General features: G+C 53.4%; 13 protein-coding genes. 2 read left to right on the top strand and 11 right to left on the bottom strand.

What is annotated here, in order from left to right:
- Nucleotides 1–13: 13 nt before the first annotated feature.
- Nucleotides 14–1,009, top strand: coding sequence for an S-layer homology domain-containing protein (locus NYE24_RS26315; RefSeq protein WP_083678201.1), 996 nt, complete (start codon nucleotides 14–16; stop codon nucleotides 1,007–1,009).
- A gap of 175 nt (nucleotides 1,010–1,184) precedes the next feature.
- Here the strand turns inward: NYE24_RS26315 and NYE24_RS26310 are convergent, their stop codons facing one another.
- The 4 genes from NYE24_RS26310 to NYE24_RS26295 form a co-directional block, all read right to left on the bottom strand.
- On the bottom strand, nucleotides 1,185–2,120 hold the full coding sequence (locus tag NYE24_RS26310; RefSeq protein ID WP_036697320.1) for an AraC family transcriptional regulator: 936 nt from the start codon (nucleotides 2,118–2,120) through the stop codon (nucleotides 1,185–1,187).
- Between the two features lie 55 nt (nucleotides 2,121–2,175).
- Nucleotides 2,176–3,105, bottom strand: a complete 930-nt coding sequence (locus NYE24_RS26305; protein WP_051493805.1) for a carbohydrate ABC transporter permease — start codon at nucleotides 3,103–3,105, stop codon at nucleotides 2,176–2,178.
- Nucleotides 3,106–3,117: 12 nt separating this feature from the next.
- Entirely contained in the window at nucleotides 3,118–3,981 is an 864-nt protein-coding gene (locus NYE24_RS26300; protein ID WP_051493818.1) for an ABC transporter permease subunit, read from the bottom strand.
- 118 nt (nucleotides 3,982–4,099) lie between these two features.
- Complete coding sequence (locus tag NYE24_RS26295) at nucleotides 4,100–5,734, bottom strand: ABC transporter substrate-binding protein (protein ID WP_342477042.1); 1,635 nt, start codon at nucleotides 5,732–5,734, stop codon at nucleotides 4,100–4,102.
- Between the two features lie 367 nt (nucleotides 5,735–6,101).
- Here NYE24_RS26295 and NYE24_RS26290 point away from each other — a divergent pair, with 367 nt between their 5' ends.
- The gene (locus tag NYE24_RS26290; RefSeq protein WP_342477041.1) at nucleotides 6,102–6,566 is read left to right on the top strand and encodes a protease complex subunit PrcB family protein; all 465 of its coding nucleotides are present in this window, start codon (nucleotides 6,102–6,104) and stop codon (nucleotides 6,564–6,566) included.
- Between the two features lie 109 nt (nucleotides 6,567–6,675).
- On the opposite strand, the gene NYE24_RS26285 is transcribed toward NYE24_RS26290, so the two are convergent.
- From NYE24_RS26285 to alr, 7 genes are all read right to left on the bottom strand, one after another.
- The gene (locus NYE24_RS26285; RefSeq protein ID WP_342477040.1) at nucleotides 6,676–7,590 is read right to left on the bottom strand and encodes a GNAT family N-acetyltransferase; all 915 of its coding nucleotides are present in this window, start codon (nucleotides 7,588–7,590) and stop codon (nucleotides 6,676–6,678) included.
- 389 nt (nucleotides 7,591–7,979) lie between these two features.
- Nucleotides 7,980–10,208 (bottom strand): Tex family protein, encoded by a 2,229-nt coding sequence (locus NYE24_RS26280; RefSeq protein ID WP_076161941.1) that lies wholly within the window; start codon nucleotides 10,206–10,208, stop codon nucleotides 7,980–7,982.
- Between the two features lie 176 nt (nucleotides 10,209–10,384).
- Complete coding sequence (locus NYE24_RS26275) at nucleotides 10,385–11,596, bottom strand: MFS transporter (RefSeq protein ID WP_076162119.1); 1,212 nt, start codon at nucleotides 11,594–11,596, stop codon at nucleotides 10,385–10,387.
- A 68-nt stretch (nucleotides 11,597–11,664) separates the two neighbouring features.
- The gene (locus NYE24_RS26270) at nucleotides 11,665–12,276 is read right to left on the bottom strand and encodes a TetR/AcrR family transcriptional regulator (protein WP_341029066.1); all 612 of its coding nucleotides are present in this window, start codon (nucleotides 12,274–12,276) and stop codon (nucleotides 11,665–11,667) included.
- 269 nt (nucleotides 12,277–12,545) lie between these two features.
- Nucleotides 12,546–12,896 (bottom strand): type II toxin-antitoxin system PemK/MazF family toxin, encoded by a 351-nt coding sequence (locus NYE24_RS26265; protein ID WP_036697332.1) that lies wholly within the window; start codon nucleotides 12,894–12,896, stop codon nucleotides 12,546–12,548.
- A 3-nt stretch (nucleotides 12,897–12,899) separates the two neighbouring features.
- Nucleotides 12,900–13,181, bottom strand: coding sequence for a ribbon-helix-helix protein, CopG family (locus NYE24_RS26260; RefSeq protein WP_036697455.1), 282 nt, complete (start codon nucleotides 13,179–13,181; stop codon nucleotides 12,900–12,902).
- A gap of 211 nt (nucleotides 13,182–13,392) precedes the next feature.
- Nucleotides 13,393–14,574 (bottom strand): alanine racemase, encoded by a 1,182-nt coding sequence (gene alr, locus NYE24_RS26255; RefSeq protein WP_036697334.1) that lies wholly within the window; start codon nucleotides 14,572–14,574, stop codon nucleotides 13,393–13,395.
- Nucleotides 14,575–14,729 lie beyond the last annotated feature (155 nt).

The raw sequence follows: 14,729 nt of genomic DNA, 5'->3' as shown, positions 1-14,729 counted from the left end.
GAGGTGATGCACAATGAAACCAACTAATCTAACGAAGCACGCAAAAAAAATGAGCATCGCGTGCGGAATCCTGGCTGCCAGTTTATCCTTCGGAGCGTCCGCATTTGCCTTCACGGACCTCAAGGGAAATTCAGCCGAAACCAAGATCAATTCACTGCATAGCGCAGGCGTAATTAACGGAATTACAAACGACCTGTTTGCCCCCAATGCCAAAGTGACGAATGCGCAAGCCGTACAGTTCCTTGTAAAAGGATTGGCGCTTGCACCGAAAGCCGGTACTGACAGCAGTACTAAGGCCAGCCAGCTCTTCGACAATGTAAAAGATAATACCTGGTACGCCTCCTCCTTCGCCCTTGCGAAGCAGAGCGGCCTGACACTGGCAAAGGATATCAACCCGAATGCACCGATGACCCGTGCAGAATTCGCCCATCTGTTGACCCAAGCCTTGCAGAGCAAGGGCAATTTCCCGGTGACCAAGATGTTCTTCATGATCGAGGATGGCGATAAGCTTACTCCAGAGGTGAATTACAGCCTGCAGGTGCTGCTGAACACGAAGGTGCTCACACTGGATAACGGAAAATTCCGTCCGTCCGATGCGATTACCCGTGCTGAAGCCGCTGTCATGATCCATGATGCCGCTGAATTCGCCGACCGGGTGATTACGCCGAACAATCCGGGCAATGAGCCTTCTGAGCCGGAGCCGGTTCCGGCTAACAATTACGTCTCCGATGTAGTCCTGGACAAAGCCGCGGAAGGCGTCAACAAAGCCACCATCACCGTTGACAATCTGCCTAACCCCGGTTACGGCCTGACAGTAGAGCGTATCGAATTCACCAGCGCCACCAAAGCCGTAATCTACTTCAAGGTAACCCTGCCTGACCCGGATAAAATGTATCCGCAAGTGATCACCAAAGGCTCGGTATCCACGTACCTGCCCGCAGGTTACACTGCGACGGCTGAGCCTGTAATGGATTCACGCTGGCTTGAGCCATCGGCTCCAGCGAAGTAAGAGGTTCCCCTTCTATCAAGGCTTGCACAACTAGCAGGAAAAAGCAGTTCCCATACGGGAACTGCTTTTTCCTGCTTTGTATAGAAGTATTAATATTTTTTACGAAAAGCAAAAAAGAAGTTGAGTTCACCGCAGCGACGAACTCAGTTTCAAGTCGAATCTTAAGCTGCTCCGCCTACTTACTCTGCCGCAGCCTATTCCGGTAATCCATCGGGCGGCAGCCGTAGGTTTTCTTGAACATCTCCGTGAACCGGTTCACATTGCTGAAGCCGGTCATGCCGGAGATCTCCATGATCTTCTTATCCGTGGTCTCCAGCAGGCTGACTGCCTCCGAGATCCGGTATTCGTTCAGGAAATCCATCGGGGACAGGTCGAACTGCTTCTTCATGAAGCGGCAAAAGTACGACGGGCTCATATTGACCTGCTGGGCCATATCCGAGAGCGTTATCCGCTTGCTGTAGTTCTGCTGGACGTAGGCCAGCGTTTTTTTGGCCAACATCGAGCTGTTGCCGCCCCGGGACTGCCCGGGCAGTCCTGCCCGCGGATGCTCAGCCGCACACTTTTCCAGCCGGTACAGTACCTCGAACAGCCTGGCCTTAATCAGCATCTCATAGCCGTGCGACTCCTGCTGATAGAGATCCCGCACCTCCTCCAACAGTGGGATAAGCCGCAGCTTCTCCTCCAGCTCCCGCCCGATCAGCAGCGGATAACGCCGGTTGTCGAGGAAGAGCGGGGATACAAACTGCTGCTGAATCTTGTCTCTCTCCAGGCTGGAGAGGAAATTGAAGTGCACCAGCACGGCGCAGAAAATGATCTCCTCCTGATCCACGCGGATCGCCGAATGCAGCATATTGGGCTGAATGAAGACCGCCTCTCCGCTCTGGACGACCAGCTTCTCCTGTCCCACATGGAATTTGGCCGTGCCCTTAATCATGAACAGCAGCTCCAGCTCTTCATGCCAGTGGGAATACAGCACCAGATTATTCATGGAGGGTACCTTGGTTACATGCACGCTCATGCGGAATTGTCTGCTGCCATGAATTAGCTTTTCCTTCATATCTTGAGATACAGGTTCGCCGATGGAATCGAGCAGTTCAAGACTTTTTTTCACTGAGGTTCCCTCCCTCCCGGCCCACCGGATGCTGCCCGCAGCGTCAGCTATACGCTCAGCCCTTCACCGCACCGATCATTACACCCTTCTCGAAGTACTTCTGGATAAACGGATAGATAATCAGCACCGGCACCGTCGATACGATAATGACCGCATATTTGATCTGATCCGCGAACTGCTGGGCATAGCTGCCCGCACCGGCACCGGCCCCTGATCCGGCTCCGCCCGCGAACGCCTGATTGGATAACAGAATATTGCGCAGGACGATCTGCAGCGGCTGTAAGCTATCCGTATTGATATAGAGCAGAGCGTTGAAGAAGTCGTTCCAGTGACCCACCACATAATAGAGCGTGATGACGGAGATTACCGCCTTGGACAGCGGAACCACCACCGAGATGAAGTAACGGAAGTGCGAGCAGCCATCCAGGGTAGCCGCTTCATGCAGCTCCTCCGGTATAGCGGTCTCGAAGAAGGTCCTTGTAATAATCAGATTGTATACACTAATAGCGCCGTTCACAATCATTACCCAAGGCGTATTCAGCAGATTCAGGTCACGGATAAGCAGATAGGTGGGAATCATGCCCCCGCCAAAATACATCGTGATCACGAATAGCGGCATAATGAATCTGCGTGCCCGGAATTTCCGCTGGGACAAGGCATACGCCGCAGGGAGTGTGACCAGCAGGTTGAGCAGCGTGCCCAGCACCGTATAAATAATCGTATTCTTATACCCCTGCCAAATCCGGGTGTCCTTGAATATCTGCTCATAACCATACAGGTTAATGTCCTTGGGCCATAGAATAACCTGTCCCTGATTCACCATGGTAGAGTTACTGACGGAAGCTATGATGATGAAATACAGCGGGTACGCGACCATGATGAACGCTGCGATGCTTATAACCGCAACCACCAGCGTATACAGCCTGTCTGCGATACCGCCCGAATGCTTAATCTTTTGCGAAGGAGCGGCTTGACTGTTTGACATCCCATTTCCTCCTTACATTAGACTGATTTTTGAAGTTTTTTTGGCCAGTGCATTCGCCAGCATCAGGAACGTGAAGTTGATCAGGGTATTGAATAGTCCGACCGCTGAACCGAAGCTGAACTGGTTGGATTTCACGCCCACATTGAAGACATACGTGGAGATGACCTCCGAGACGGGCTTGTTGAGACTATTTTGCATCAGAAAAGTCTTCTCGAAGCCTACACTGAGTATGCTGCCCATATTCATAATCAATAAAATAATAATGGTCGGCAGGATCGCCGGAATCTCGACATGCCATACAGTCTGCCAGCGGTTAGCCCCGTCAATCCGGGCGGCGTCATACTGCTGCGCATCCACCGAGGACAGGGCGGCGATGAAGATAATGCTATTCCAGCCGCAGGCCTGCCAGATGGCAGAGATGACATACACCGGAACGAAGGCGCCAGGGTCACCAATGAGGTTCGTATCCGCAGGGATCAGGTGCAGCGCCTTCAGGAAACCGTCAATCAGACCGGTGGTAGGAGACAGCATAATCTGCAGCAGCGCAACCAGTACAACGGTGGAAATGAAGTAAGGCATATACACCGTAGTCTGCAGGATTCGCTTGCGTCTGTTGCTGCGGATCGAGTTAACCACCAGCGCCAGTAGGATCGGCATCGGGAAGCCCAGCAGGATGGAGAAAAAGGCAATAATAAACGTATTTCGCAGCGTAGGCCAGAACATCGGGCTGTTGAAGTACTGCTCGAAGTATTTGAGCCCGGCCCATTCCCCGCCCGTCAGTCCTTTGCTGAAATCAAATTCACGAAAAGCAAGCTGGATGCCATACATCGGACCATAGCAGAAAATGGCGATATAAATGACCGCAGGAAGCACCATCAGCCATAGCTGATAATGCCCGGCATGCTTACGCAGCCATCCGTTCTCCCGCAGCGTCTGATGCGGCACCGTGGTCTGTGCTGGTTTCATTTGGGAGCGCCCCTTCCATTCAAGTCCACTATTTCAAGGTCGAGAGGTATTCGTCATACGCCTTTTGGCGGATTTGCAGGTTCTGCTCAAGACCGGAGCTATTGAAGGAGGCGACATAGGCAGCCCACTCCTTCTCAATGTCTACCTTGGTGGTCAGCCAGGTGGCCCACTTTTGATCCGTGATATTATTGACGTTCGCCTGATTCATTGCCAGGGTGTTAGTGTCCTCTGTGCTGTATTTCATGAAGTTCTGCGGATAGACATTACTCTTCTCATCTGCCTTGTTCAGCAGCTCATCATAGACAGCCTTCTCCTTCAGCACATTCTGCATATCCGACCCAAGCGTCACCTTGTCCTTCAGCGCATCGGCAATGTACATCGGACCGTTGTCCGCGAACGAATTCGTCCATTTCCATGAGCCGGGGTCGAGGGATGCATCTGCCGGAGGAAGAATCGCATACGTGCCATCCCCGTTATCCTTGATTCCCTTATCCGTGTCATTCATCCCGCCGAACAGAACCTGCAAGCTGACAACCGGCTCATAAAAACCATCAATGAACCGCATCGCAGCTTCCTTGTTCTTGGAGCGGGCACTGACCGACACCGCATTGGAGCCGTAATTCTGGTAGTAGTAGTCATTGCTCCAGTACAGCTCATCCGTAGAATCTGCATGCTGCTTCAGCTGCGGCAGGGTAACATATTGATCCTTCAGCTCGTTGCCGAAGCGGTCTCCTGTCTCCCAGCCCCAGGTGAATCCGACCTTGGCCGTAGCTCCATTCCCGCGGGCAACGGACTGGTATTTGGAGTAATCCTGCGTGACCACTTCCTTGCTGATCAGATTCTGGCTGTACAGCTTCTGCAGGAATTGCATGAGCGTCTTGAACCGTTCATCTACATAGAAATTCTTAACCTGCGCCCCTTCTGTAAAATAGCCGTCGCTCGCCCCGTTGGACAGAGGCAGCCCCAGGCTGCCCAGCAGCAGCTTCGGCGTGAAGTCCCAGCCAATCGGGTTGAAGTCCATCGGAATCTCATCCGTCTTGTCCCCGTTCTGATTCGGGTCGCCATCGCGGAAGGCAAGCAGCACCGTCTCTAGCTCATCCCAGTTCGTAGGCACCTGAAGGCCGAGATTGTCGAGCCAGGTTTTGTTAATGAACATCGAGGCGGTGGAGCCAGGCCAGATGCCCTTATAACGCGGAGTGCCGTAGAGCTTCCCGTCAATTTGAGTAGCAAGCGTTTTCAATTCCGGGTGCTCGCTGAACATTTTTTGAATATTAGGCGCGTCCTTCTCAATCAGCGGGCCCAGATCCTCGAACAACCCGTTGAATTGCACAAAATCAGAGTTCGAGGTCGCATTGAACAGCAAATCCGGAATTTCACCGCTGGCAAACAGGGCACTTTTCTTCTGATCCCAGTCCGCAGAGATTTGCTGCCATTCAATTTCGACATTCGCCTTCTCCTCTATTTCAGCGAGCCATTTCATTTGCGTGACATCTTTGGTTAATGAATGCTTCACGATAATCGCCTTCAGCTTCGTCTTCCCCTCCGGCGTATTGCTGCTGTCGTTCCCCACATCCGAGCTGTTCCCCTTACTGCTGCAGCCTGTGAGTGATAGCCCTGCCAGACAGCCTGCCAGCACCAAAGCAAGAATACTCTTTTTTCTCATTTGACTTACCCCCTTAGTAGGAATTCATAAATGATCTATGCTTAAGAGCGAGGCTCTGTTAGCCGGGAAACTCGGACACACTAAGGTTACAATTCACTCAGGTAATACAAGCCATTCCTTCATCGAAAGATTCAAGAAAGCGTTATCATTATTATAATTTTTCTTCTGCACCCTGTCTCACCGTATATTACCTTTTAATCATCGTATATTGACCTTTTTGGCTGCAATAGTAGCTGAATTCAGGCGAAGATTCGACTTCTGGTAGATGAAAATTGACACATGATGAATTGTTTTGGACCTCCGGCGAATCACCGCTGCGGGGTTAGAGAATAATAATTCCATCTAAGAGGATACGAGGTGAAGTATAATGAAGAATACATTACCCCGGCTGCGCACGGCCATAATCCCGCTGGCCTGCTGCATTCTGGCGGCAACCGTAGCTATCGGAGCACAGGCTTCCGCTTTCTCAGATCTGAAGGGCCATGTGGCCGTGAAGGAAGTGATTATGATGGATAAGAACATTGCTGCCCCGTCCGGCACATACGATGCAGCCGTTACACTGGACAAAGCAGCCGCTGGTGTCAACAAAGCTACGGTGACCGTATCCAATCTGCCGAATCCGGGATATGGCCTGGTCATTGAGCGGATTGAATTCAGCGCTGACAAAACTGCCGTGATCTACTTCAAGGTAACCTCACCGAAGCCCGGGTCTATGAACCCGCAGGTCATCTCGGCAGGTACCGCCGTCACCTATCTGCCGGAAGGCTATACCGCAGTAGCCCAAGCTACACCAGGCTCGGCAACCTCGGCTGCTTCCAGAGTCACAAAGTAATTGCCTTCACTTAACTTGCTGCATCGCAAAGAGCGCACCCCCGGATATCCGGCTGGTGCGCTCTTTGTGATATGTGATTGTACAGTCTCTATGATCAGGGAGTCGTTCGTTAGCACAGCTCCTTGGAGTATCTAATCTCCTGACGCCCAGTCTGGAAACCTACTGAATGGTACAGGGACAGTGCGGAATCATTCGTGGTCAATGCGACCAGCTGCGCCTGCTCCAGACCCTTCTCCTGAAGATACATTAACGCACGATTCAGCAGCGCCTTGGCAATGCCTCTTCTTCTCCAGGGCTTACAGACAAATACATCCTCAATGATGCCAAGCTCCTCTTCCTGCCAGACCATCAGACTGCCCGCCACCCGGCCTGCATCCCGCACAACCATCGATGCCCAGAGCGGATGCTCCTGATATTCCAGCAGACGCTCCATTCCAAGCGGGGTCTCCGGCCAGATCTCCGCTTCCAGCTCCAGATAAGCCGCCCGTTGCTCCGGTGATTCCATAGGCACATTGGTCAATTCAAAGCCTGCCTCCAGCTCCACCGTATGAACGGGTTCACGAAGATCGCGCTGGAGCGTATACAAGCGGCTATGCGGCAGGTAACCGAGATGCTCTGCGAAATAAGCATGGTAACTCTCTTCCGCCGCATAATTGCCTGTGCACAGGAGGGTCCCATATTCCGGGGGCAGCGTACGCTTCAGCACCTGTACCCGTTCCAGCAGAAGGGCGTAGACGCTGTCAAGCAGCTCCAGATCCTTTTCCCGTCCGGGCAACGTCTTCAGATTCACGAAAATCTTGTGTTTACTCTCCGCTGCGCGTCCCGGAGGCACCACATTAAAGAGCTGCAGCTGGCCTTTGGCCACCATCTGCTCCCCTTCAAAAGCACAGAAGACATTCTCCCAATTGTCCGCATCCCCCACCCACCAGAACAGTACATCCTCCTGCGCCGACACCTGCCCGTACATCACGCCAAGCGCCGCCATATCCTTCTCTTCAAACTGCTGGATCACTCTATTGCTCAATTCCCAACCGCCACCTTCTGTTTCTGTCTATCATAACACTGCCGGGCAGGGGGCTTCCGTTCCTAAATACCTATAGTTGTTTTATACTGCTGAGCTGAATCCTCAGCTCGAATTCATCAGCCCTATTTCGCAAAAAAACTGTGCCATCCTGATGAAGGATAGCACAGCTTTTTTTTCGCTCCTCCGGTCTTTGCGGCGGACCAGGATACCGTTATCCGCTTTGAAAGGCCTCTTTTGTCGGCCTAAACGGACTGAGAAGACGCTAATGAGGCTGCAAGGCCTAATTACAGGCTCCGATGCCTGTATTAACGGCTCCTGAGTCCACAGCGGTCCACAAAACGCCGATTTCAGCAAAATAAGGTCCTCTGAGTCCGTAACGTCCTCTACTTCTACTCCCCGCTGCCCGCCGCCTCGCGCGGCTGGCGCATCGTCAGGCTAACACGGCCCTTCTTCACATCTACGCCGAGCACCCATACGGTGACATTGTCTCCGACGGAGACAACATCCATCGGGTGCTTCACATAGCTGCCGCTAAGCTGGGAGATATGGACCAGCCCGTCGTTCTTGATCCCGATATCGACGAAGGCGCCGAAGTCGATTACGTTGCGTACCGTGCCCTGCATCTCCATACCGGGCAGCAGGTCCTCCATCTTCAGCACATCCTTGCGGAAGATGGGCAGCGGCAGCTCCTCACGCGGGTCGCGGCCCGGACGTTGAAGACTCTCCAGGATGTCGCGCAGCGTAGGCACGCCCACCGCAAGCTTCACCGCCAGTTCCTCCGCATCCTGAGCGCTTAGCTGCTCTGCAACCTCCTTGCTGCCAAGCTGCTTCACATCCAGCCCCAGCTCGCGGAACAACTTATCCACCACCGCGTAGGATTCCGGGTGGATCGGCGTGCGGTCCAGCGTATTGTCCCCTCCGGGGATACGCAGGAACCCGATGCACTGCTCGTAGGATTTCGCACCCAGGCGAGGCACCTTCTGCAGTGCCTTACGCGTAGTGAACTTGCCGTTCTCCTCGCGGAACTTCACAATATTCTTGGCAATCGTCGTATTCACTCCTGCCACATAGGAGAGCAGCGAGGCCGAAGCGGTATTCACGTCGACGCCGACATGGTTAACCGCCGACTCTACGACGCCCCTCAGGCTCTCTTCCAGATGCTTCTGCGACACATCGTGCTGGTACTGCCCCACACCGATGGCCTTCGGGTCGATCTTGACCAGCTCCGCCAGCGGGTCCTGCACGCGGCGGGCGATGGAGGCGGCGCTGCGCTCCGCCACATCCAGATCCGGGAACTCCTCCTGCGCCAGCTTGGAGGCCGAATACACACTGGCCCCTGCCTCGTTAACGATCAGGTAGGCCAGGTCAGGGTCGCCGACCTCGGCAATGACCTCGGCCGTGAACTGCTCCGTCTCCCGCGAGCCGGTGCCGTTGCCGATCACGATGAGCTGGATGCCATATTTGGCGATCAGCTCCTTGAACTTGGCCGCCGCCTCACGCTTCTTGTTGTTCGGCGGCGTCGGATACGTGACCGCTACCTCCAGCAGCTTGCCGGTATCGTCCACTACGGCCAGCTTGCAGCCGGTGCGGTAGGCCGGGTCGACGCCCAGAACATGGCGACCCTTCACCGGCGGCTGCAACAGCAGGCTGCGCAGATTACCTGAGAAGATGGAGATCGCCTGCGTCTCCCCCTTCTCGGTCATCTCCCCGCGCACCTCGCGCTCAACGGAAGGAGCGATCAGCCGCTTGTAGGCATCCTCGGTCACCGCCTCCAGCAGCTCCTTGACCGGAGAAGGCCCCTTCACCAGCTTGCGGATAATGAACGCATGAATCTTGTCCGGCACCACCTCGATACCGACCTTGAGGATATTCTCCCGCTCCCCGCGGTTGATCGCGAGAATACGGTGCGGCGGCATCCGGTGCACAGGTTCCCGGTACGCATAATAATTCTCGTATACACTTTCCTGCTGGGCATCCTTGGCCTCGGAGACCAGAATCCCCTGACTCGCTGTATACTGGCGCACCCAGGAACGGATATCCGGATCATCGGCAATATTCTCGGCAATGATATCCATCCCCCCTTGCAGCGCCAGCTCGGCGCTCTCCACACCCCGGTCCGCATCGATATACTTCGCAGCCTCTTCCAGCGGAACCCCTTGGCGTCTCTGCTCCATCACCCAATCCGCCAGCGGTTCAAGTCCCCGTTCCTTGGCGACACTGGCCCGTGTCTTGCGCTTCTGCTTGAACGGACGGTACAGATCCTCCACTTCCTGCAGCTTCACAGCCTTCATGATACTCGCCTGCAGCTCAGGAGTTAGCTTGCCCTGCTCCTCGATGCTGCGGATCACATCCTTCTTGCGGTCACCGAGGTTACGCAGATATCCGAGCCGTTCTTCGACATCGCGGAGGACATTCTCGTCCAGCTCCCCGGTCATTTCCTTGCGGTATCTGGCGATGAACGGAATGGTGTTGCCCTCGTCTAGCAGCCCCACCGTCGTTCTTACCTGCTTCAGACTGATGCTCAGCTCCTTCGCGATAGCTGCAAGTATCAGTTCCTGCTCCTGACGGGCAGCGGCATCTTCCGCCGCCTTCACCGCCTGATTCGTATCAACGCTCAAGTAGATCCCTCTTTCTATACACAGTCTAAGTTCATAGCTCTCTACTGAAATACTATCACAGTTTGCCGCAGGACCAAAGTTTGCCCCGTATAAAAGAAGAAGCGGCCGCTCCATCCCCACCGGGATAGCACAGCCGCAATCATGTTAACGTATTGTATTCGGTTTTTCACATACATTTAGCGCACCGCAGTAACCTGCTTGCTTCTTCTCCGCCGGGCATAGCCTACCGACAGCATGAAGCTGATGAACAAGACCAGCGCAGCTACCGCATAAGGGAAATTGATATCCAGGTCGAACAGGACCCCCGCCACAATCGGACCGGCAATGTTGCCAAGGCTCGTATAAGCGGAATTCATTCCCATCACCAGACCCTGCTGCGAATCATCTGCCATCTTGGAGAGCTGGGTGCCGACCGCCGGGCGAAGAATATCCATAGCCAGAAAAACAACAAAGGTCACAGATACAATCGCCACGAAGCCATGCACGAACAGCGTCAGGAGAATCGACAAGCCCGCGATCATCAGACAGGCGGAAATGACCCGGCTCTCCCCGAATTTGTTCAGAATCCAGCTGAATGCGGTAATCTGCACCACCGCCCCGGCAATGGAGCCGAACGTCAGGACAAACGCAATATCCTTAGGAGTAAACCCGAATTTATGATCTACGAAGAGTCCGAATACCGTCTCATAATTGGCCAGTCCGAAGGACAGCACGAATACAATAATTAATCCGAAGAAATAAGGCTCACGATACGAGCGCATGAGCTGCATGATTAGACTATCGTTATTGCCTCCCATCGTTCTCGCTTCTTCCCGCAGCTCCGCCGAACGTGATTCTGGCAGGACCAGCAAGGTGATTACCGCAACAATGGCGGCAGCCCCCGCAGCGACAAAGAAGGGGACGCGGATGCCCAGCTCCGCAAGATAACCGCCGATTCCCGGCCCGATGATGAAGCCGGTGGTAATGGCTGCGTTGATGAAGCCCATGCCCTTGGCCCGCTCCTCCGAGGTAGTGGTGTCTGCCACATAAGCCATAACCGCAGGCATAATCATCGCGGCACCGATACCGCCAAGCATTCTGGATACGAACAGCACCCAGGAGGCATTGGCCAGACCGAACAGAAGCTCCGAGAAGGCGAATACGGCCAGACCGCCGACGATGATTTTTTTACGGCCCATCTTATCCGACAGTCTTCCGGCGAAGGGCGAGACCAGCAGCTGCGTCAGTGAGAAGGCTGCCACCAGCAGTCCTACCACACTCCCGCCAATGCCCAGCTCGTTCATATAGGTAGGCATAATAGGGACAACTAGCCCAATCCCCGTGAACGCCAAAAAGATATTCAACATCAGGAGCAGCATCGCTCCCCGGTTTTTTAACAGTAATGACATGGTGTTTCCCTCCGTATATCTCAGAGCCTTGTTATAAGCTCTGATTGTAATTCATTAATGATCTCTATTTATTGCTCCATCTTCCTGGAACCTATCCCCTGAAGCAGGATCTGAATTCCCGCACGGTAGTATGCCCTGATCGTCTCCGGGGTATCGGTCCGGCCTGTGATCTCATGGACCCGGCTGATTCCCTCCAGCATGGCGCTGAGCGTGATTACATAGTTCTCCAGATCACCACGGATCAAATAACCGGAATCCATCCCCTCTTGCAGCAGTACACGGCAGGCCTCTGTTACCGATTCGAAAATATGTGAGAGTCGCTCACGGATCTCCTCTGACAGCGTATGAGATCTTCCGTATTCCTCCAGGGCATGAATCAGCGGATTCTGGATATCTTTTGCATAATGATCCCCAAGCGCATATAGACGGGCTTCCGTTCCGCTAATCCCGCTCCGCAGCTCCTCCCACTCCTTGAGCCACTTCAGGGTATCCACCTCCACTACGTACAGGAACAATTCATCCTTGCCCGGAAAATGGTGATACAGACTGCCCTTGCTGACCTTCGCGGCTGTGCAGACCTCGTTCATGCTTACAGCGCCATAGCCCTTTTGCGCAAATAAACTGGTGGCATGCTCCAGAATCCGGCTCTTCGTTTCTTCTCCATCTGAGCGTCCCTTCATTGTTAACCCTCCCCTAGACCGACCGATCGGTCTAATTATAGCACGCAGTTATGTCCATACACAACCCCCATCATCCATACTCATCTATCCCCTCGGTATATCAATAAGTATATATGGGACTAACGCCAAATAACCCCACAAAGTGGGGCTTTAGCTTCGATGATGACTCAGGTACTTTGCGGGGACCCCAAAACGCCAAAAAAGGCAGCACCGGAATATATCCAGCCTGCCTTTTATTACAATGGTTGATGTTATATCCCCCGTAGGGTTCAGAAATCAATCAGCCCCAGGCTGATTTGCAGCGAATCATCCACCAGCTTCATGGTTTCATCGTCCAGATGGGTGATTTTATCCGTTAAGCGTTGCTTGTCAATGGTACGAACCTGCTCCAGCAGAATCACGGAATCCCGGTCAAAGCCATGAGCTGCTGCATCAATCTCGACATGCGTCGGCAGCTTGGCCTTCTGGATCTGGGCAGTGATAGCTGCCACAATCACAGTCGGGCTGAAACGATTGCCAATATCGTTCTGAATGATCAGTACCGGCCTTACTCCACCTTGCTCAGAACCCACAACCGGTGAAAGGTCGGCAAAAAAAACGTCGCCGCGTTTAACAATCAATAGTTACACCCCGCTTACTAAGCGGCCAAGAGTACTGTCTGCATCTTCCTCTGCGAGAAAAGCCTCGCATGCCATGGTCAAATTAATCTTAGCCATTTCCATATAGCCCCGCTGCATGGACTCGCGGATGGTACGTTTCCTCCGATCGCTCAAGTACAGCTTCATGGCCTGCCTGATCAATTCACTACGGTTAGAGTTCTCCAGTTGAACGATCCCATCTACTTCCTGCAAGAGATGATCGGGCAAGCTGATCATGATTCTTTTGGTGTTCTGCAAATTGGCCACCTTCTCTTCCACCCCCACAAACCTTCTGCCCTTGTGTTCCAGTGTTACAATATACAAGGAATTTTATACAAGGAATATATGCCGCCAGTATATCAAGTATGCTGCATCCCATTATAAACTAGAAATGGCGGTTCGTATAGACTATAAGTCACAAGCTCTACACGGTACGTTCCTTATATTCAGCTCCTGTACTAGGTATCTGGTCAGGGTATTAGGCTTGCAGCAAAGGATTAACGAGGTTGGGTAGCATACCTTGGCGTACATATACGCGCGGTACCCGGTGAGCCAGCATACAGATTACTTCGTAGTGGATCGTCCCTAAATGGAGCGCCAGTTCATCTGCCGTAATCGACTCGGTGCCCTGGCGGCCGATGAGTACAACCTCTTCGCCTGCTTTGATTTGTTCCGCTTCTAGAGCGAAAGATTTGAGTGATACCATACACTGGTCCATGCAGATCGTTCCGACGACAGGAACGCGGCGTCCGCGTATTAGCACCTCCGCTTTGCCTGTTAGCATGCGGGAATATCCGTCAGCGTACCCCACGGGGAGCGTAGCGATGATCTCATCGCCTGCCGTGAAATACCGGGTGCCGTAGCTGATGCCTGAGTCAGGCGGCAGGGTTTTGACATATACAGCCTGCGTCTTCAGCGTCATTACCGGGTGCAAGGCCACCAGCTCGCGGTTCACCTCAGCCGAGGGGTAGAATCCGTACAAGCTTATGCCTACACGCACCATGTTAATGGATAGTAGAGGTGTATCAATGGCCGTAGCGCTATTGCCCGTATGTATGATCGGGATGGTAATGTTCATGTCCCGAAGCGCCTCCGCCACGCTCATGAAACGTCGGTGCTGCATTAGTGTATAGCTTTTATTGTGTTCGTCTGCTCTGGCAAAATGGGTGAACATGCCCTCCAGCTCCGCCTGTGCCACCGCATGAACCTCAGCGATGAATGCAGGCGCATCCTCCGGCAATAATCCCAGTCTTCCCATTCCGCTGTCAATCTTGATGTGTACCTTCAGCCGGTGCTCCTTCTCTACAGGAAGAGCCCTAACCGCTTCCAGTACCTCCGGTGTGAACAGTGTAACGGTGATATTGTTCTCCCAGGCTACGGCAATGCCCTCCGGTGAAGTATAGCCCAGCACCAGGATAGGAAGTAGTATTCCCGCCTGACGCAGCTCCAATGCCTCATCCAGAAAAGCAACACTGACGTAATCTGCTCCAAGCCGCTCCAGCTCCCGCGTCACCTCCACTGCTCCATGTCCATAAGCATTTCCTTTGACGCATCCCATGAACTTGGTCTCCTGCGGCAATACGCCGCGTAAAGCTTCGTAGTTGGCACGCAAATCATCCAGGTTAATCTCGGCTGCTGTCGGCCGATAGCTTGCCTTCACTTCAGGTCACCTTCTTACATTGTAGTAAAACATCTCTGCCTTGTTCGCACAGATCAGAAGTCTTACTGCCAATGGTAATGCTCGTGAAGGCCGCTGTCAATGTGAGCAATGTGTAGGCAAAAAACGGATACCGCGGGTAGAGGAATGATTCCCAC

It is taken from the genome of Paenibacillus sp. FSL H7-0350, from assembly GCF_038593195.1.
Taxonomy (GTDB): Bacteria; Bacillota; Bacilli; order Paenibacillales; family Paenibacillaceae; genus Paenibacillus_AQ.
Note: the sequence above shows the minus strand (reverse complement) of the source record. Positions and strands in the feature narration are given on the sequence as shown.

Bases quoted from the DNA above. Each gene is read 5' to 3' on its own strand.
- NYE24_RS26315 (WP_083678201.1), top strand. From the start codon at position 14: ATGAAACCAACTAATCTAACGAAGCACGCAAAAAAAATGAGCATCGCG.
- NYE24_RS26270 (WP_341029066.1), bottom strand. From the start codon at position 12,276: ATGAAGGGACGCTCAGATGGAGAAGAAACGAAGAGCCGGATTCTGGAG.
- NYE24_RS26295 (WP_342477042.1), bottom strand. From the start codon at position 5,734: ATGAGAAAAAAGAGTATTCTTGCTTTGGTGCTGGCAGGCTGTCTGGCA.
- NYE24_RS26305 (WP_051493805.1), bottom strand. From the start codon at position 3,105: ATGTCAAACAGTCAAGCCGCTCCTTCGCAAAAGATTAAGCATTCGGGC.
- NYE24_RS26290 (WP_342477041.1), top strand. From the start codon at position 6,102: ATGAAGAATACATTACCCCGGCTGCGCACGGCCATAATCCCGCTGGCC.
- NYE24_RS26275 (WP_076162119.1), bottom strand. From the start codon at position 11,596: ATGTCATTACTGTTAAAAAACCGGGGAGCGATGCTGCTCCTGATGTTG.
- NYE24_RS26300 (WP_051493818.1), bottom strand. From the start codon at position 3,981: ATGGTGCTTCCTGCGGTCATTTATATCGCCATTTTCTGCTATGGTCCG.